At 48.2% G+C, this 19,425-nt stretch carries 18 protein-coding genes and 1 pseudogene; 3 read left to right on the forward strand and 16 right to left on the reverse strand.

Going from position 1 to position 19,425, the window contains the following annotated elements:
- Nucleotides 1-59 precede the first annotated feature (59 nt).
- Nucleotides 60-275, forward strand: a complete 216-nt coding sequence (gene yvfG, locus M1D67_RS18845) for a protein YvfG (RefSeq protein WP_003185491.1) — start codon at nucleotides 60-62, stop codon at nucleotides 273-275.
- A 16-nt stretch (nucleotides 276-291) separates the two neighbouring features.
- Here yvfG and M1D67_RS18850 read toward each other — a convergent pair.
- The 15 genes and pseudogenes from M1D67_RS18850 to M1D67_RS18920 form a co-directional block, all read right to left on the reverse strand.
- Nucleotides 292-1,270 (reverse strand): annotated as a pseudogene (locus tag M1D67_RS18850) (polysaccharide pyruvyl transferase family protein).
- Between the two features lie 10 nt (nucleotides 1,271-1,280).
- Entirely contained in the window at nucleotides 1,281-2,426 is a 1,146-nt protein-coding gene (locus M1D67_RS18855) for a DegT/DnrJ/EryC1/StrS family aminotransferase (protein WP_271725381.1), read from the reverse strand.
- Nucleotides 2,413-3,078, reverse strand: coding sequence for an acetyltransferase (locus M1D67_RS18860; protein WP_479831448.1), 666 nt, complete (start codon nucleotides 3,076-3,078; stop codon nucleotides 2,413-2,415). Before M1D67_RS18860 ends, M1D67_RS18855 begins: the two co-directional genes overlap by 14 nt.
- Complete coding sequence (locus M1D67_RS18865) at nucleotides 3,078-3,680, reverse strand: sugar transferase (protein ID WP_479831449.1); 603 nt, start codon at nucleotides 3,678-3,680, stop codon at nucleotides 3,078-3,080. Before M1D67_RS18865 ends, M1D67_RS18860 begins: the two co-directional genes overlap by 1 nt.
- A 20-nt stretch (nucleotides 3,681-3,700) precedes the next feature.
- Nucleotides 3,701-5,257: an MATE family efflux transporter gene (locus tag M1D67_RS18870; RefSeq protein WP_031305047.1), complete on the reverse strand. Its 1,557-nt coding sequence runs from the start codon at nucleotides 5,255-5,257 to the stop codon at nucleotides 3,701-3,703.
- Nucleotides 5,254-6,273: a glycosyltransferase gene (locus tag M1D67_RS18875; protein ID WP_020453023.1), complete on the reverse strand. Its 1,020-nt coding sequence runs from the start codon at nucleotides 6,271-6,273 to the stop codon at nucleotides 5,254-5,256. Before M1D67_RS18875 ends, M1D67_RS18870 begins: the two co-directional genes overlap by 4 nt.
- Complete coding sequence (locus tag M1D67_RS18880; protein ID WP_020453024.1) at nucleotides 6,270-7,349, reverse strand: polysaccharide pyruvyl transferase family protein; 1,080 nt, start codon at nucleotides 7,347-7,349, stop codon at nucleotides 6,270-6,272. Before M1D67_RS18880 ends, M1D67_RS18875 begins: the two co-directional genes overlap by 4 nt.
- 11 nt (nucleotides 7,350-7,360) lie before the next feature.
- On the reverse strand, nucleotides 7,361-8,392 hold the full coding sequence (locus tag M1D67_RS18885; RefSeq protein ID WP_020453025.1) for a glycosyltransferase family 2 protein: 1,032 nt from the start codon (nucleotides 8,390-8,392) through the stop codon (nucleotides 7,361-7,363).
- Nucleotides 8,393-8,436: 44 nt separating this feature from the next.
- Nucleotides 8,437-9,540, reverse strand: a complete 1,104-nt coding sequence (locus M1D67_RS18890; protein ID WP_020453026.1) for an EpsG family protein — start codon at nucleotides 9,538-9,540, stop codon at nucleotides 8,437-8,439.
- 4 nt (nucleotides 9,541-9,544) lie between these two features.
- The gene (locus M1D67_RS18895; RefSeq protein ID WP_026580135.1) at nucleotides 9,545-10,705 is read right to left on the reverse strand and encodes a glycosyltransferase family 1 protein; all 1,161 of its coding nucleotides are present in this window, start codon (nucleotides 10,703-10,705) and stop codon (nucleotides 9,545-9,547) included.
- On the reverse strand, nucleotides 10,698-11,540 hold the full coding sequence (gene epsE / locus M1D67_RS18900) for a glycosyltransferase EpsE (RefSeq protein WP_479831450.1): 843 nt from the start codon (nucleotides 11,538-11,540) through the stop codon (nucleotides 10,698-10,700). Before epsE ends, M1D67_RS18895 begins: the two co-directional genes overlap by 8 nt.
- Entirely contained in the window at nucleotides 11,537-12,685 is a 1,149-nt protein-coding gene (locus M1D67_RS18905; protein WP_025810732.1) for a glycosyltransferase family 4 protein, read from the reverse strand. The genes epsE and M1D67_RS18905 overlap by 4 nt, the downstream gene beginning before the upstream one ends.
- A gap of 10 nt (nucleotides 12,686-12,695) precedes the next feature.
- Nucleotides 12,696-14,513, reverse strand: coding sequence for a polysaccharide biosynthesis protein (locus M1D67_RS18910; RefSeq protein WP_479831451.1), 1,818 nt, complete (start codon nucleotides 14,511-14,513; stop codon nucleotides 12,696-12,698).
- 259 nt (nucleotides 14,514-14,772) lie between these two features.
- The gene (locus M1D67_RS18915) at nucleotides 14,773-15,465 is read right to left on the reverse strand and encodes a CpsD/CapB family tyrosine-protein kinase (protein ID WP_020453031.1); all 693 of its coding nucleotides are present in this window, start codon (nucleotides 15,463-15,465) and stop codon (nucleotides 14,773-14,775) included.
- Nucleotides 15,455-16,207: a YveK family protein gene (locus M1D67_RS18920; protein ID WP_025810730.1), complete on the reverse strand. Its 753-nt coding sequence runs from the start codon at nucleotides 16,205-16,207 to the stop codon at nucleotides 15,455-15,457. Before M1D67_RS18920 ends, M1D67_RS18915 begins: the two co-directional genes overlap by 11 nt.
- Before the next feature lie 236 nt (nucleotides 16,208-16,443).
- Between M1D67_RS18920 and slrR the strand changes: the two genes are divergently transcribed.
- A complete protein-coding gene (slrR, locus tag M1D67_RS18925; protein ID WP_023856335.1) occupies nucleotides 16,444-16,902 on the forward strand; it encodes an HTH-type transcriptional regulator SlrR in 459 nt (152 codons plus the stop codon).
- 412 nt (nucleotides 16,903-17,314) lie between these two features.
- Nucleotides 17,315-17,839, forward strand: a complete 525-nt coding sequence (locus tag M1D67_RS18930) for an NAD(P)H-dependent oxidoreductase (RefSeq protein WP_023856337.1) — start codon at nucleotides 17,315-17,317, stop codon at nucleotides 17,837-17,839.
- Nucleotides 17,840-18,078: 239 nt separating this feature from the next.
- Here M1D67_RS18930 and M1D67_RS18935 read toward each other — a convergent pair whose 3' ends face one another.
- Nucleotides 18,079-19,362 carry an MFS transporter gene (locus M1D67_RS18935; protein WP_023856339.1) on the reverse strand — a complete coding sequence of 428 codons (1,284 nt, stop codon included), beginning with the start codon at nucleotides 19,360-19,362 and terminating at the stop codon, nucleotides 18,079-18,081.
- Between the last annotated feature and the right edge of the window lie 63 nt (nucleotides 19,363-19,425).

Here is a 19,425-nt window from a genome sequence, read left to right on the forward strand (position 1 = left end):
CACTATTAGTTTACACGATCGGTTCCGTACCGTATAGACTTAAAAAAGGAGTGTTACCATTGACAGAACTTTTCTCTGTGCCCTATTTCATAGAAAATTTTAAAACCCATATTGAAATGCATCCAAATGAGGATAAAATTCACGCAATGAACAGCTACTACCGTTCAGTCGTGTCAACGCTTGTCCAAGACCAGCTGACAAAAAACGCGGTCGTCTTAAAACGGATTCAGCATTTGGATGAAGCCTACAACAAAGTAAAGCGCGAAGAAGCATAGCAAAAAAAACCGCCTGTCATACGTAAACAGGCGGTTTTTCTGCTTCTTCCGGATTGTTTTGAATCAGTTTTGTACTCGGGATATCCTTCATCCATGTGTTGTAGTAATTTGCGTTTTTTCCGTAGGAGTTGTCAATCACGACATTTTCTTTTCCGAGCAGACACGATAAGATGTGGCCGTGCAGCCTTGAAGTAACGACGGATTCATAGCGGTTGAAAAAACGGATTGATTTGTCGACGAGGCTGTCCGAATAGCGTTTCCAATAAGAAGCGATCGGCAGCGGATTGCCGGCTTTTTTGTTGAGGACATTGATCGTCTGCAAGCGTTTGATTCCGCGTTTGTCGCCTTCTGACAAGATAACGTTCCAATCGTACGTATCCGGCTCCTCTGCTTTTTGCAGGCTGCTGTTTGCTTCTTTGTCGGTTCTGATCAACCGCAGAACGGACTCAGAAGGCTTTTCGGCAGGTGCCGCGATCGGCCAGAGCTGGTGAGCCATATCGGGCATCATTCTGATGTTTTTCACCCCTTCGAAATGCTTGAGAGCAAATTCGAAGGATGCCTTTTCCCGCGTGAATAAGTGCAGATCCGGGTGAGCCGCCAAAATGCCGCGCGTTTTTTTTTGCATTTTCTTCATGTTCATAATAAATCGACTGCGGCAGAATGACGATCCGGTGGTCCGGGTAATGTTCGACAACCCGTTCCCTGAACTGCTGAAAGTGAGGGTACAAATCGCCGAAATTGCCGCCCCCCTGACAAACGATGATGGCGTCCTTTGGAATGCGGCGGCCCGGAATAAAATTCTCTGCATTCCATCTTTCGCGCACCTTGATGCCGTATGCTTCAAAAAAAGCTTCCGTTCCTTTCATGATCAATAAGTCCCCGACGTTTCCATAGAGCGGGTAGTCCAAGTAAACGACTGATGAAAGTCTTGGGATGACATCCAAAATTTCTGCCAGCTTATGCTTTAAGCTGTCCATGGAATATGTAATCGCCATGTTTAGCACCTCATTTATATTTAATCCGGTCGGCCACGATTTGAATCACCCGGTCCTGCTCTTTTCGCGTCATACTTGATCCTGACGGCAGGCAGAGCCCGCGCTGAAATAAGTCGCAGCAGACAGAGCCTTGGTCATCGTGCTGATAAAAGGCCGCTCCTTTAAAAAGGGGCTGTCTGTGCAACGGCTTCCATAACGGCCGGGCTTCAATGTTTTCATTTGCGAGCTGTTCAATGATGTCCGCCGGTGTTGTTTGAATCTTTGCTGTATCAAACGTTAATGTCGTGAGCCAGCGGTTTGACATGCCGGCTTCAGGCATGAATTCTATACCTTCGATACCGGCGAGCGCCTCCTGATAGCGCTCGAAGATCGCCCGTCTGGCGTGTACCCTGTCATCCAGGACGGCGAGCTGAGCGATGCCGATTCCGGCCAGGACATTGCTCATCCGGTAATTGTAGCCCGCTTTTTCGTGCTGATAATGAATGGCGGGCTCGCGCGCCTGAGTGGCTAAAAAGCGCGCCTTCTTCAAAGCGTCTTCGTCATCGCTGACAAGCATTCCTCCACCTGATGTGGTGATGATTTTGTTGCCGTTGAACGAATAAATGCCGAAGCGTCCGAAGGTTCCGCTTTTTCTGCCCTTATAAACAGAACCGAGCGATTCGGCCGCATCTTCAATAACAGGGACGGCAAATCGATCGCAAATCGCGATAATCTCGTCCATTTTCGCGCTTTGGCCATACAAGTTGACGACGATGACGGCTTTCGGAAGATTCCTGGCCCGCTCCGCTTCGTCGAGCGCCCGTTCAAGCGCCTCGGGCGACATGTTCCATGTATCCCGTTCAGAATCGATGAAAACCGGCTCAGCCTGCTCATATATAATCGGATTGGCGCTCGCTACAAACGTAAAGGAAGAACAGAAGACCGTATCGCCTTTGCCGACGCCGAGCAATTTCAACGCCAGGTGGATTGCGGCTGTTCCTGAGCTGACTGCCGCGGCACCGGACGTCCCCGCATAGGCGGCAAGCTTTTCTTCGAATGTATCGACAAGGGGACCGAGCGGCGCGATCCAGTTTGTCCGAAACGCTTCAGCTACATAGCGCTCTTCGTCTCCGCTCATGTGCGGCGGGGATAAATAAATTCGCTTATTCTGACTCATGTTTTTCACCCTTTTTACTGCTGTGATATTTAATTTTTCTTGCAGGGACTCCGACAGCGGTACAATCATCAGGAATGTCGTGAATGACGGATGATCCCGCTCCCGTTACGCTCCAGCGGCCGATTGTCTTTCCGGGAATGACCGCCGTTCCCGCTCCGAGATGAGCGCCTTCCATAACTGTCACACCGCCGGTTAACACCGTTCCCGGCGAAAGATGAACGTAATCGCCGATCCGGTTGTCATGTTCGACGATCACACCTGTGTTGACAATCGTGTGGATGCCGATGTCGGCATCCGCTTGGATGACGCTCGACGCCATGACAACGGCGCCGTTTTGAATCCGGGCCGAACCGCTGATCACGGCGGACGGATGAATCAAAACCGCATACCGGTCAAGTGGAAGGCCGAGACGTTCATACAGCTTCTTTCTGATGCCGTTTTGACCGACAGCTAAGACGAACTTCACGTCCGGATGCAATCGCGCAAGTTCTTCTGCTGCGCTTGAAGGACCGCGATACAGACCGTTCTCGACATGAAGCTCCGCATACCGGTCATCGAGAATACCGGCAAACGCCGTATCAGGCCGTGCTTTTACAAGATCCAGAACGACTTTCCCATGGCCGCCGGCTCCGATGATCACTACATTTTGCATCAGGCATTCCTTCTCCCCGTAAATTTTTCTGCTGTCACATGGCGGTCCTGGCTGACGCCTTCCGACTTCAAGACTTTTACGACAGTCAACAAAAGGATTTTGAGATCAAGCAAAAAAGAACGATGATCCACATACCAGACATCAAGTTCAAACTTTTCCTCCCATGTCACTTTATTTCTCCCGTTGATCTGCGCCCAGCCCGTGATGCCCGGCTTGACTTCATGCCGTCTCCATTGCCGCTTCGTATAGAGGGGAATATACTCCATCAAAAGCGGCCGCGGCCCGACGAGGCTGAGATCTCCTTTGATGACGTTGATCAGCTGCGGCAATTCGTCAAGGCTCGTTTTTCTGATCAGCCACCCCGTCTTTGTCAGCCGTTTTTCATCGCTTAGCAGATTGCCTGCTTCATCTCTTTCATCAGTCATTGTTCTGAATTTATATAATGTAAAAGGCTCGCCATTCAGCCCCGGACGGGTTTGGCGAAATAAAACAGGCGAGCCGATTTTCCATCTGATGAGGCAAGCTGTCAGGATCATGGCCGGACTGAGCGCGATCAGCAAAATAACCGACAATGAAAGATCGAAAAACCGTTTCGCTAGCACGAAAAACGCACCCCTTTCTTTTATTTAAAAAATCCCTTTTGAAACGGGAAGGATAAAGAGCATCGAAATGCTTGGAGCCTTGTTGTGACAATATGCCGTTCCGCTTTCGTCAACATGACGAAATAGGCAAACAGGCCGTATGTCCCCGTCGCAGCAAGCGCCGTGACAAACAGGGACAGCAGGCTGTCGATTGCAAATAAGTATTGAAGAGCGTAACAGACAGCCAAGGTAAATGAAGCACCGGCAACCGGCCTGTATATACCTTTATAAAAAACCCTTTTTCTTTCACCCGTAATCTTTGACGCATAAATCGGAGTGAAGACGACATTTTTCAGCATTAAAGCTGCCGCACCGGCCAGCGCAATTCCGTAAAGGCCGAGTCCCGCCGGTCCGCTCAGCACGATGGCAAGCAGCAAATTGACAACGCCGAAGGCAACCGTGGTCAGCGCCGGTGTTCTCAGCTTGTTATAGGCGGTAAAAATATAAAAAAGCGGCGCCGGGCTTAATGAAACAACCAAATAACCCGCATGTATCAGTAAAAGCCATTTCAAATGTTCGAATGAAGGGCCAAGCCACAGCGACAGAAACGGGCCGGCAAGCCCGCCCAGAAGCGCAGCCGGCAAAGCGAGCAGAATGCCGTTAATTCTGACGGCCTGGTTGGCATAGCGGACGAGCCCTTCTTTGTCGCCTTTTGAATAATAGAGTGTAATCGTAGGTGAAAATACGGCCGCAAGCGTTCCCGAAAGCGTCCGCAATAACAGCGGAAACTGAATGATCGCGGCGTACATGCCGGATTCGGAAACCCCCAGCATCACATTCGCCACCATTAAATCGATTTGCAGAAACAGCAGGACGCCGACTTGGCTGACGGAGCTCCATCCTCCCGCCTGCAGCAGTTTTTTGCACTTTGCAAACGACATATCCCTCACACGAAACGTAAACCATGGGATCAATTTCTTAAAGAAAAAGATCGACAGGATGCACGCCGAAGCGGTTGCGATAAGAGCGGCGAGCTGAATGTGCCAGATCTTCGGTGCAAACCACGCGAAAATCAACAATACGCTCAAGACGCGAATCAGCATTTGGACGGCCTGGATCGTGCTTGTAATATAGATTTTATTGGCAAAAAACGGACCGGCGGCAAATCCCGACATCACAAAGGTCAATAAAAACAGCAGGCTCCCGATCAAAAGCGCGATCTGCACATCCCCCAAAAGACCGGCGGGAACGCGAATGATCTGATCGATAAAAAACACCGTGCCGCCAAGCGGAAAAAACAAGATGACCGAAAGCACCAGTGATGAAACGATGTAGGTATTCATATAGCCCCTCGCTTCATCAAGCGCCCCCCTGTGGGCGGAAACAGAAAAAAACCGGACAACGACCGCGCTCAAGGCAACCGTAATAATCGAAAAGTAATTGATCATATTCTGCGTGAGATGGACAAACCCAAACGCCTCAACACCGAGGTTCTTGATAACATAAGGCGTCAGCCACATCGAAAACAGCACCGATAATAAAAAAGACGCCACATTGGCGCCGAGATTCAAAATAAATGTCTTATTCAAAAGGCTCATCCCTTACTGGGCAGATTTCGTTTAAAAAACAATTCGAGCAGGATCGGAATATTCAGCTTGCATAGCAATAAAACGAGCCGTTGGCCGATTAAAAGATTGCGGTTGCGGAGAGACGTTGATTTGACGCACGACTGCACCATCCGGTAAGACAAAATGTCTTTAATGTGCCGCCTCACCTGCTTTGAAGGCTTCGGTTCCGCACAGGCATTGGCTAAAAGCATCGGAATTTGATGTTTGCATGTGTACGTTTCCAGATCGTCCGCACATTCATCCAAAAGCTGAAACGTCTCATAGAATCTCCTTTTCGCCCGGTACTGCCTTTTCAGGCTTTCGTCCATGTACGGTTTAAACGGCACCTCCGTCAGGCTATCCGGATTGCACCTGTACATGTAGTAGCCGTCATCGATCGCTCTTACCCGTTTCGCTGCATAAAAGGCGTACAAATTGAACGGCGAATCCTCTGCAAAACGAATGTCTTCAAAAAAGTACAACTGGTTTTTCTTCAGCAGATCGCGCCTGTACAAATTCCGCCACACATACCAGATGAAGCGGGTTTCGTGCGCCTTTTTGAGCTCGCGTTTAATATCCCAGCTCAACAAGAGACGATCGGTCGGCAGCGGCGGCGGGAAATAGGTGTCTTCCGCATCGGAATGTTTATGATACCCGCACATGACGATATCAAGGTCGTCTTTTTTGGCAGCGGCGTACATGTTTTCAAACATGGCAGACAATACAAAATCATCACCGTCGACAAATCCCACATAATCTCCTGTCGCGGCTTGAAGACCGGCATTTCTCGCCGAGCTCAGCCCGCCGTTTTTTTTATGAATCACTTTCACTCTGGCATCCAGGCTGCAGTACTTTCTCGCTATCTCCCCGGATCTGTCGGGAGAGCCGTCATCGACAAGGATGATTTCAATATTTTTCAGCGTCTGCCTGCGCAGCGAATCGACGCATTCTTCTATATAATCTTCGACATTGTACATCGGAACAATGATACTGACGAATGGCTTCATTGGACATCACCCATAATTTTCTGTCTTAAATCTGTGAAATAATGCTCCCTTGACGGAGTCTCACGATACGAATCACCGGTCTTAATCAGCTCTTCAATTGCGCCGAGAACCTCTGCCGCATCGGGATTTTCCACAAGCTTCATCGAAGGAACGCTTTTCAGCCAGCGAAAGCCTTCAAGCACCTTATGATCAAAAGAGCGGATCACAACGCACGGCGTCCCTGTAATCGCACAAAAAATCATGCCGTGCAGCCTGTCTGTCACAACGACCTCCGCACCTCTCAGCTGATCCCAAAGCCGATTCAGCTCCTTCTCGCGGGACATGCGGCTGACCCTCCTGCCGATCGTCGTTGTAAAAGTTTGCACGCCGCCGTATTCGTCGCCGACAGCCTTCATCAGTTTTTCACGCTCTTCCGGTCTGAGAAAGCTTTCTTTATCCTCTCTTAAACAAACCAGCACACCGTCTCTTTCAGACTGCTGTTCTTTCTTTAAATAAAGCACCATATCAGGCTGCTTCACAATCGTTTGCTTTGAAAAATGCTGTTTCATAAATTGATAGGTTGTATCATCGCGCGCCATCATAAACAGCCGACGATGGGAGTTGTAGACTTTTTTCGCTCTTTTCAGCTCCTTTTTGCCGCGGGGCGTCTCGGAAAAGTGCGCGGTGGCTGGGAGCTGGACAATTTTATAATGCTTGAATGTTTTGATAATAAAGCGCCTCGTCCATTCCTCATTGCGGTACAAATCCCCCATGTTTCCTCCGCCGATGATGAACACCATATCCTCGGGGTGGCGGATGCGCATGAGGGCTTTTGCATGTTTGTAAATATCGTTGATGCCGATTTCAATTAATTCAAAATCGGGAAACTCGTTTTCTATGAATGTCCGGCTTGCCAGGGCAATCGCGTGATCTCCCAAATTATCATGGGACGGAATTAAAGTCAGAATGATTTTTTTCTTGCCTTTGTATTGATCAAAACGCTTCAAACCCGGCGTTCCCATCACATATTCAGAAGGATATTTCACCTTGAGCAAAAGCCATTCTGCAAGATTGATCTTCAGTTCCTGAAAGGTCATTTCCTCACCGCCTATTTCTTCATTCTGTGCTCGATCATTTTCTGGTAAATGGCCGCAAATCCATACACTGCCGGCATAAACCGCAAGCGAATCAGCATAAGGAGAAGCTTCTTCTTCGAATCGAATGCCGACATGTCCACCGCGGGAATTTTCCCCCTGAATTCCGGACAGGCGCATATGCTGCGGATATTTTTATATTTTTCTATTGAAGGATTTTGGTTTCGGCTCTTGCATTCATTTAAAATACTGATGCAGCCGTGGTTGACGATAAAGACGTGCAGCGCCTCCTTTAAAGCCGGAAGCTCTCCGTGCTTTGTCAGGCAGTCAAGGTTCGCTTCATAAAGAGCGAGCCCGTCTTCAAACAGCCCCGCCTGATACTTTTGGACGATGGACGACAGGTGGACCCTGTAATGATAAAGCGGCTTAGTCACGAACGCCGCCGTATTCGCATATAGAAGGCATCTGAAGCTGAAGTATTGATCTTCGATGTTTTCCAGCTCGTCGCGCAGCGGGAAAACGAGCTTATGCTGCTCAATCAGGCTCCGCCTGTAGAGCTTGTTCCAGGAAAAGCCGCTTACTTGACCCTTTAATAAAGCTTTTATGAATGCCTCTTTCGGCTTTCCTTCATAGTTTTTCCCGATGTCCGGGCAGACCGTTTTTCCGGTATCCTGAATTTCGACGGCATAATCACAGATGACAAGGTCGGCATCCTCATCCTTTGCTTTTTCATACATAGATTGGCAATAGTCCGGCTCAATCCAGTCGTCGGAGTCGATGAATGCCAAGAACTCGCCTGACGCCGCTTCGATCCCTTTATTGCGGACAGCGCCGAGGCCCTGATTCTCCTGCCGAATCGTTTTGATGCGTCCGTCCTTTCGGGCGTAATGATCAATGATCTTCTGGCTTCCGTCTGTTGAACCGTCATTAACGATAATGATTTCGATATTTTTTAAGGTCTGGCTGATCAGCGATTGCAAACAATTCGGCAAAAAAGCTTCTGTATTATAAACAGCGACCAGTAGACTAACTGCTGGATTTTCCAATGTGATGACTCCTTTGTCGAAATTTTCACAAGATATTCCGCTATTCAACGTTCAAAAATCGTTCTGTAAGGCAATACCGACGAGTCGAACGGCATGAGCATAAAGCTGTATAAGAAGTAACAGATCAAAATCAAAACATACAGAAGCGCGTTCGATTTCGGTTCGAAAATCCGTACAAAATAAGGAACGAGAATCAGCTGATAGAGCCCGAAATAAATGTTGAACCTCGCAAAAATGACATCCTTTGTCGCCAAAATTCCGAACAGGAAACCGATCAGACAAAGGTTGACGATATAATCGACTTCGGGCCAGCGTTTTCTGAGCTGCTCCCTGAAGCAGAATGCAAGTACGAGCGGGAGAAGAAGAACGATGATTTTAATGGCGTTCATGCCGTTCGTATTTTTCATCAGCCATTCTTCGTAATGTCCGTATTGACTGTTTTCAAGCACGACAAGGAATACGGACAAAAATTTTTGATACAGAAAAGTTCCCGCCAAAAATAAGAGCATGAGGCACCAGAGGACAGGCGACCACGCTTTTCTTCTGACGATGAAATAGACAGGAATCATGATCAAAGCCGAAGAATGAAAAAGCGAACAGATCAGCACGACGATCATATAGCGCACCAGCTTCCCATCGATCAGATACCGGACCGCCCAAAACAGAATGGCCGCCGCCATGTATTGGCGAATACCGTTAAACGAAGCGTAATAGTGAAACATGCCGATAAAGAGAAACATGCTCAACTCAAACGGCCTTCCATACACATATAGCGTCTTGACGATATAGATATAGGTAATCGCGGCAACGACGGCAAACATGAGCGCCGGATCGGCTGAAATCTGGTTTAATATCCATAAGAGTGCGGTAAATCCGGGATCTGTCGACGACTTATCTGTTCCGAAACCGAAGATCTCCCAAATGTTGTTGTATTTTCCGGCTAATTCGTAAAGCAGCATATAGGTGTGGTAATCCGTTCCGACCTTGTATCTTAAGCCGGCAACGATAATCAAAGACGCGAGCGGAACGACGGTGAGGATCGCATTCGGACGGTAGCCCGTCGGCAGCCTGTGATCTTCCCTGCCGTACATTTTCGCAAACCATGACCAGATGAAAACAATCCCCATATTCAACATGTAAACAGACATACACTCACTGTCCTTCTGCCGCGGAGATTGAATAGATGTCCATCAGTCTCGCCAAATTTGCTTTTGCATCATAGCCTCTCTCTGCCAGGCTTCTCTCAATCTCCGGCCATGCAGGCTTTTTCGCCTGAGCGGCACGGCTGATATCCTCAGCCCACCGTTCAAAGCCGGCATTTAAGCTGAGACGGGTCAGCAGGCCGAGTCCCAAATCGGTTTCCTCTGTAATATGGTCTGATACAATACAAGGAAGCCCTGATGCCTGCGCTTCGACGAGTACGAGAGGGAGCCCTTCAAACAAAGACGGCATGGCAAATACATCAAACGTCTGCATGAGAGCCGGGATATCTTCGACGACGCCGAGAAACAGAATGTCGTCTTTTACACCGAGAGCGGCGGCTTTTTCTTCCATCTGTCTGCGCAGCGGACCATCACCTGCGAACACCGCTTGAAAAGGCGTGCCCGATTTCTTGAAATGAGCGGCAAGCCCGAGCAGAAACGCGTGGTTTTTCTGTTCAAAAAAACGGCCGACATGTCCGATAACCAATGCGTCTTCCTTGATGCCGAAGCTCTTTTTTGCATCCGTCTTTGAAACGCCGTTCGCTTCTTTGAAGCGGTCAAGTTCAATCCCGTTTTGCAAAAGATGGACCGCGTTTTCGCCCATCTTTTTTCCGCCGAATAAAAAACGCCCGGCATCTTTGCCGCAAGCGCACAGAGCCGTAGCACTGGAGAAAATCAAACGGCGGAATGCGAGGAGCTGCCATGTATCCCAAAACCGGGGGTTAGGCTTCCAGGCCGTGTTGTGGGAATGACAGACCCTCACCGGAACGCCGGCGAGCTTGGCCGCCAATGCGGCAAACCCCGTCTGAAAATCCGTATGGGCGTGCACGGCGGCATACGGCCCTTTCTCAACCAAAATCCTCCTGATGTTTTTGATGTAGGCGAGAGGCCCCGACCGCCCGATGCTTGGTACATAAAACACCCGGCCGCCGCGCGTGATGATCTCCGGATCATAATCGCACGTTTCTTCCCGGTGGGAAATAAAGTCAAATTGAATATGCCGCCTGTCTGTATGGCGGTATATATTCATAATCATCGTCTCCGCTCCGCCGCGGTTCATTCCGCTTACGATGTGAAGCACCCGTTCTGGTCTCACGCTTCCGTCACTCATGTTTTACGACCCCTCCGCCTTCATTCATCAATCTTCTTTTATGGTATTTGTTCATGATAAAAGGAGGCATGAGCCCCCTGATGATGGGTTTCATCATATAAATGTAGTCTGAGAGCGGCAGCTTCAGCCGTCTGCAGGCGGCAAAGACGATAAACGCATTGTCAATCGAGTAGCTGAACTTTCTCCTTTTAAACGCCGATTCGTCTTCCCTTACTTTGTATAAAGCTTCCTGAAGGTTATAGCCCGTGTAGCCCGCTTCAAAAAAACGGAGCCACAAATCGATATCTTCCATCCTTCTTGTTCTCCGGCCGACCCGATAGCCGTCCAGCGCCTCGTACACTTCCACTCTCATCATGATCGTCGCATGGCAAAACGGCGTTCCTTTCGCCATGATTCTCGGCCCGGGAGAGGGCGGAAGCATTCTGACGCCTCTGATCCCGTTTTCGTCGAAGGCCATCATTCCGCTGCCGACGACATGATAATGAGATTGTGATTCAAGAAACGCGACCTGTTTTTCAAAACGCCTTGGCAAAGAGATGTCATCTCCGTCCTGGCGCGCGATATATTTCCCGCCGGCGTACCGGAGACAGTGGTTTAGCGAAGCAGCCAGCCGCTGATTCTTCTCGTTTTTAATCAGCTTGATCCTATCTGCGTAATGATCGGCATACCGCCTGGCAACAGCATATGTCCCATCTGTTGATGCATCGTCGCATATAATCAGTTCCCAATTTTTATAGGTTTGATTCAAAATCGACTCGATGCTCTCTGCGATCGTGTCCTCACAATTGTAGACTCCCATAATGACAGAAACTTTCGGCTTTTGACCCCCTGTCATCCTTTCAGCCTCCTTTCAACTGTTTCATGATCCATAAAGGAAGAGTAAATGCCCGCCATTTCTTTGACGGTGCGCTGCTGGGAAAAAGCGGCGGCCGTTCGTCTCCCCGCGTCCCCCATCTTTTTTCGCAAAGAAGGCAGACGGTACAGCTGCAAAATTCGGTCGCTGAACGTTCCGGCGTCTCCCTGCGGAATCAAAAATCCGTTCACGCCCTCTTGAATAACTTCCCGGTGTCCGCGGTTGTCCGCTGCAACGGCGGGCTTTCCTGCCGCCATTCCTTCCAGGAGGTTCATGCCGAGCCCTTCCCTGATGCTTGAAGCGACAGACACATCGGCAAGCTGAATCCATTCGTGGATGTTTTTTTGAAAACCTGCAAACGTGACGGTCGAAGAAACGCCTTTTTGTTCAGCGAGACTTCGGTATTTTTCTTCCATCTGCCCTTTTCCTGCAAACACGAGCTTTAAGTTTGGGGCTCTATCTTTTAAAGCAGCCGCCGTTTCGATGAGCAGCGCCTGGTTTTTATTCGCGTTCAGTTCCGCGGGATATATGAGAATAAAGTCGTCTTCTTTGAAACCGTATGTTTTCCTGAGCAGCATTTTCTCTGTTTCGCTGACAGGATGAAAGCGCTCGGTATCGACGCCGATGCCATGAATTTTTTCTGTTCGCAGCGCCTTGCGCAAGCCTTTTGCAAGGACGAAATCTTCTTCATTGATCGTGATTAGGCAATCGGTCAAAGCGGACAGCCCTTTTTCAATCGGATAGTATAGCAGCCAATTCTTTAAAGGTGCACCTTGGCAAAAGTGAAAACCGTGAGCGGTATAGATCACTTTCGTTCCCTCTTTTCTCTGTTTCCGGGCCGCAAGCCTTGCCAGCACGCCTCCCATCGGCGTATGGCAATGAATGATGCTGTACCGGTTTTCGTCAATGATGCGCGCCAGCTCCCGATAGGCTGCGATATTGCTTGCATTCAGAGGAGAACGCCTGATGTCGATATCAAATTTTTTGTCTGTATAAGGCAGTGCCATATCTCCTTTTGCGGCGATATGAACGTTCCACCCCTGCTCTTTAAACCATTTTAAATATGGGAGGTGGAAGGCCTTGAAATGGTAATCCACAGTAGCGCAAAACAAAACCGTTCTTGTCATGTTCTTCCCCCTAGTGCGCTGTCACCAGCTTTTTCTCATGCTGGCCGATCGCTTGGAACAAGTGTTCTCTCAGCTCGCGGTCTGACAAATACATAAATTCCTCCATGAATGTCTTCAGCACCGTTAGCTCGACGTCGACCGCCTTGCCGATATGAATCTTCGGAAAAACCTGCTCTGCCAGCACTTCATTTTGATTCAGCAGCTCTTCGTACATTTTTTCTCCCGGGCGGATGCCTGTAAATTCAATTTTGATCTGGTCTGTCGTATAGCCGGAGAGCTGGATGAGATTTTTGGCGAGATCGACGATTTTGACCGGTTCGCCCATATCGAGCACGAAAATCTGTCTTCCTTTGGCAAGCGCCCCCGCCTGAATAACCAGCCTTGAAGCTTCCGGAATCGTCATAAAGTACCTCGTCATGTCCTGGTGTGTGACAGTGACCGGACCGCCTCTAGCGATTTGTTTTTTGAAAATCGGAATGACGCTTCCCCTGCTGCCGAGAACATTTCCGAAGCGGACGGCGACAAATTTGGTTTTGCTCGTTTTGCCGAGATTCATGATCAGCATTTCTGCGAACCGCTTCGTCGCCCCCATGATATTGGCAGGGTTGACCGCTTTGTCTGACGAGATCAGGACAAAAGTTTCCACTCCGGTTTCGTCGGCGGCTTCAGCGACGTTTTTCGTACCGAGGATATTGTTTTTGACAGCTTCTTTCGGGCATTTTTCCATCAGCGGCACATGCTTGTGTGCAGCTGCATGATAAATGACATTCGGTTTGTAGCGTTCCATCAGCAAAAACATTTTCTCTCTGTCCTGTATGTCGGCGATTTCCGGATAATAAGCGACATGCTTTCCGAACTTCTCCTGCAGTTCCAGCAGAATCGAATGAATGCTGTTTTCTCCGTGCCCGACTAAAACAATCGATTTCGGTTTAAATTTGCTGATTTGACGGCAGATTTCCGAGCCGATTGAACCTCCGGCTCCCGTCACAAGAACGACGCGGTCCTTGACCGTATTGGAGATTTCGCTTGTATCAAGCTGGACAGGCTCCCTTCCGAGCAAATCTTCCGCTTTGACATCGCGAAGCTGGCCGACAGGATGTCTGCCGAGCAAAATTTCGTCTATTTTCGGCATGATTTGCGTTTTGATCCCCGTTTGTGCACACGCCTTGTACATGTCCTGCATCTGAGTGACGCTTAAAGATGGAATGGCGATGATGATCCGGTCAATATTCCACTGCCGGACCGCCTGCATGATCTGCTCTTTTCCGCCTAAAACGGGCAAACCCATGATTTCAAGCCGGTATTTCGTTTTGTCATCATCGATAAATGCGACAGGCTTAATGTTCAATTCCGGCTTTTGCACAAGCTGTTTTGCGATCAAACTGCCGGCAGAGCCGGCTCCGATAATCAGCGCTTTTAAAGATCCTTTGCTTTCTTTGTTCACCTGTTCCCTGATGATGCGCCACATCATCCGCGACCCGCCGATCAAGATCAGCTGGAACAGCCAGCTTAAACATAAAAGGCGAACCGGAACGTTTTGAAAGAAAAACAGTTCGAGGACCGCCGTCACAAGATGGGACAAGGTAATCGATTTAAGCAGCACATATAATTCACCGATGCTTGCGTACTCCCACACTTTTTTGTAAAGGTGGAAGCAATGGGCGAATAAATGCTGAGCGCCAAGCAGTATCAGTGAAGTCATCAGCAGCATTTCCGAAGGGTATAAATCATATGATGGCGAAATCAGCTGATATCCGATAAAGATGGACAGCAAAACCAAGTACGAATCGAGTGCGGTAATAATGGAAAGCCTTCTCCGATATGTCAATTTCCTACCTCCTAATGTATCTTTCTAGCTGATAGGATCTTTTAGGGCAAAATCCCATGAGCTAAAAAGATACGGGCGATTTTCAAATTTAAACCGAGCACGTCAATTAAATAAAAATGGGCATTTAACCCGTCCTCACGCTCCGCCATCGACGACTTGCGTCTAAGGCAGACGGGTAGTCTGCCCACGGTAGAGCCGAGTGCCTCCATCGGTAAAGGCAAGGAGACATCACCTAAAGCGGCGCAGCCGCTTCAAAAGATTACATGGTTGCGTAATTATACTGACGCGCCTTCTTCACTTTCCGCCCGTTCAACACGGCGCCGAGCAGTTCGCTTTTTGAAGAATTCAGCGCGTCCCGCGACTTGATCGCGTTATCAAGCTTTGTTTTTCCGCTGAGGATGACAAGGATGCTTCCATCCACTTGGTTCGCCAATATTTGCGCGTCTGCGACCGGCAATAGCGGCGGTGAATCAAGGATGACTAAATCGTACTGGTTGTACGCTTCAGCAAGCAGATCCTCCATCGCCTGCGACGACAACAACTCGGACGGATTCGGAGGAATCGGACCGCTTGTCAGCACATGGAGATTTTCCGCCGGGCTTTGCTGCACGACATTTTCCAGCGTCGTTTTTTTCATCAATACATTTGTGACGCCAGAATGATTATCGAGCTCAAAAATTTTGTGAATCGTCGGCTTTCTTAAATCCGCGTCGATCAGAAGGACCTTTTTTTCCTGTTGCGAAAATACGACCGCCAAGTTTGAAGCCGAGAATGATTTGCCCTCTCCCGGGAGGCCCGATGTGATGAGCAATGATTTAAACGGCTTCTCAAAGGATGAGAACTCAATGTTGGTCCTGATCGTCCGGTATTGTTCGACGATCGGCGCATTCGGCTGATGCAATGCGACAAGCGCCGATTGATATTTGCGAGAGCGTTTTTTTCTAATAGCCAAGCGGCTCACTCCTTCCTGCTTTCACACGGATATTCATATCGGGGTCTCCGCGAAACAGACTTTTTGTATGCTTCATTTGCTCAATACTTCCCAAATAAATAAATCCCGCTTCCTTTTCGACTTGAGACGGCCTTGCAACCGTATCATCGATAAAATCCAAAAAGAACGCCAAAGCGATTCCGGTCATTATTGCGGCGCCGAATGCCAGCAAAATATTCATTTTGTAATTCGGTCTGACAGGAGTCGGCGAATCGACGATGTCGGCTTTTGAAAGGACGGTTATCCGATCGGTGTTCATGATTTGCTTAATCTCTTTTTTGAGCACCGCTGTTAGCGTGTTCGCTATATCGGCTGCCCGTTTCTGATTTTCGTCTTGAACTGTAATGTTAATAATCTCTGATTCGCTTTCACTGCTCGTTGCGATTTTTTCACCCAACCGGCCGGCAGAGTAAGGTAAATCAAGCTCTCTCTTGACTTGCTCCAAAATCACCGGGTTCTTCAGAAGCGCTTGGAATGTCCGCGTGTATTGCAGGTTGATTTGAATATCGCTGTACGTGGCGCTCCCTTTTTTCTCTCCTACTTGATGCACCAAAATCTGCGTCGATGCCTGATAGACAGGTGTCAGCACATAGAACTGAATGATTCCGGTCGTCAATGTTACACCTATTGTCAAAACGAGAATAAGAACCGTTCTTTTTCGCAAGATTGCAATCAGTTCTCTAAAATCAATATTTTCTTTCATGCTTGACTGCCTCCTCAGGAATGCCGTTTGTTAATGATTGGATTATAAAAGAAAAAATTTGAATTGAAAAATGCTGAATTTAGCTATATAGTTCTTTTTAGAGAACAAATCCGTTCGTTTTCTTTTATTTTCTGTCGATATCTTAAATTTTTGAATTTTATAAAGAACAAATTATTTCTTATAATGAACAGGAAAGCGTTTTTATATGAATGGCAAGGGGAAGAGGAGGAATCAGTATGATCGGAAGAGTCATCCGAATGTACAGAAAAAGAAAAGGCTACTCCATTAACCAGCTTGCTGATATAGCAGGCGTATCAAAATCATATTTAAGCAAAATCGAACGCGGCGTTCACAGAAATCCGTCAGTCGAATTCCTAAAAAAAATCTCCCGTGCGCTGAAAGTGGAATTAAAGGAATTGTTTGATACCGAAGTGATCCTTTATCGCCGGACCGAGCATGAAGACGAGTGGAGAACCCACCTTGTACAGGCCGTGCAGGCGGGGATGAACCAGGAAGAACTGTTTCAATTCACACACCGTCTCAAACAGAAAAAGAAAGAACGGACGCTTTATCGAAACAGGGAGCTGACACAAGCCAATATCGACGAATGGAGAGCCCTTATGTTGGAGGCCAAAGAAATGGGATTAACCGTCAAAGAAGTAGAAGCGTTTTTGATGAGAACAAAAAACCATTAATTCATCCTGCATTCATATTTAATTTTTTAGAAGATAACGGGAGCTTTTGACTTGAACCATTCATCCGGATATAAATCCACATTTCCATTTCAACTTGCCTAAAATTCGGAATAATCGCATTAATAGATATCGCCCGATCATGAAGATGCATGTCTATAGCTCCGTTTTCACCTGTTTGCCTTATTTTTTCATGGCAGTCTTTAAGAGACTTTTTACTTATGTTTATATATAAATGAAGAAACTCGGATTTTGACCTTTCGCATCTTCCTCCAAGGCATGCAAATTCTGTGTCTTGCGGCTTATATCAAGACCTTTGTCACGGCCCGATTCCTTGAATAGGGATGAAGCGTTTTTGTTGAATCCAAGCTGGCTGTTCGTTAAGATGAATAAAATGGAAGAAGGAGATGGAATCATGAAAGTATTGGTACTCGCATTTCATCCGAATATGGAGCAGTCAGTTGTGAACAGAGCATTTGCAGACACATTGAAAGATGCACCCGGCATTACATTCCGCGACCTTTATCAGGAATATCCTGACGAGGCCATTGATGTGGAAAAAGAACAAAAACTTTGTGAAGAACACGATCGGATCGTCTTCCAGTTTCCGCTTTATTGGTACAGCTCGCCGCCACTTTTAAAAAAATGGCTGGACCACGTTTTTCTCTACGGCTGGGCATACGGAACAAACGGCACAGCGCTTCACGGCAAAGAATTCATGGTCGCTGTATCGGCGGGCGCTCCCGAAGAAGCCTATCAGGCCGGCGGGTCAAATCACTATACGATCAGCGAACTGTTACGCCCTTTTCAGGCGACAAGCAACTTCATCGGTACTACATACCTTCCGCCGTACGTCTTCTATCAAGCGGGCACTGCCGGAAAAAGCGAGCTTGCTGAAGGTGCGACACAATACAGGGAGCATGTGCTGAAGTCATTTTAAATGAGAAAAGCCCGGCTTATGAGCCGGGCTTGCAGATTGTTGACAAAATCCCAAAACGACTTTTTGTTTTGGGATTTTGTCATCCTTTCAGCGTGATTGAAAACCCTTGCAGTCTAGGAAGACCGAGCATCGGAGCGGAGCGAATGTTGGAATTCGTGAGCACCGACGCGCAGGCCTGACAACGAATGCGAGGGTTTGTCGACACGCTGAAAGCCCGGCTTATGAGCCGGGCTTGTTCCTTATACTTGAATCTGTTTCACTTTTCCCAATAGGAATAAATAATTTAAAATGGCAATGACGATCAAGGCAGCTGAAAAAAGGAGCGCCGGCACGAAAGAACCCGTTGCGCCAACGATGAAGCCGGTAATGATGGGCCCGACCACTCCGCCCATATTAGAGACTGTATTTTGAATACCGGCAACCATCGACGTCATATTTTTCGGAGCCACATCCCCCGGAAGCGCCCAGACTTGGGACGCGGCGACAGTCGTTCCCGATTTCGCTACACAAAGAAGGATGACAGCCAGGATAGCAGAATCTGCAAAAGCGGCAAAACCGATGCACGAAGCCATGGCAAGCCCGATAATTAAAAACAGTTTCCGGACGGCTGTCAGCGACAGTTTTCCCTTTGCATATATCCGGTCGGACATCCACCCGGCTCCGACTTCAACGACCATTGCAGTCAAAAGCGGCAGAGACGCCATAATCCCCATCTCGATTAAATCCATGCCCCTTTCTTTGACAAGGTATGTCGGCAGCCATGTGATAAAGAAGTAAGAATTATAATTGATCATGAAAAATCCGATGCACATCGCCCATATGTTTCGATATTTGAATAGCTGATACCACTTCAGCGGCTGGCCGCCGCCCGTTTCTTCCATGTGAGCCTGCCCTTCCCGAATATGAGCCAGTTCCGCCTCATTGACGCGCTTATGATCTGCGGGATTCTCCTTAAAGAAAATCATCCAGACAATTCCCCACACGACACCGACAAGTCCGATCAAAAGAAACGTCAGTTTCCAGTCAAAGACCGCTATCATCCAGGCGATCAAAGGCATGGCAACAGCTCCGCCAAACTTTGACCCGCTGTCAAAAATTCCGGCTACTGTCGCCCTTTCTTTTTTCGGAAACCATTTGGCGGCGATCCCCGCATTGCTCGGATATGCAGCAGCCTCTCCGACTCCCAGTGCGACCCGCAGCCCGAGCAGGGATTTGAAGCCTGTCGCAAGACCCGTCAGCGCCGTAGCAACAGACCACCAGACGACCGCAAAACCGAGCGTTTTTTTCTGGCCATACTTGTCGGCCGCCCAGCCTGAAGGCAGCTGCAGCAAAGCGTACGACCAGAAGAAACCGGACATGATGATTCCCATTTGGCCGGCTGTCAAGTTGAATTCCTCGGTAATATAAGGAGCGGCAGCCGAGAGCACTGTCCGGTCAATATAATTGATGGCAATCGCAGCCCACATCATAAACGCGACAACCCAGCGTACATTTGACTTTTTTTGAATCGGGTGATTCAACATGTTATCCACCTCATCCCATTTGTAGAAAACGCTTTCAAATCATGATGCAGGGCATGAATGAAA

It is taken from the genome of Bacillus sp. PK6-025 (genome assembly GCF_056530265.1).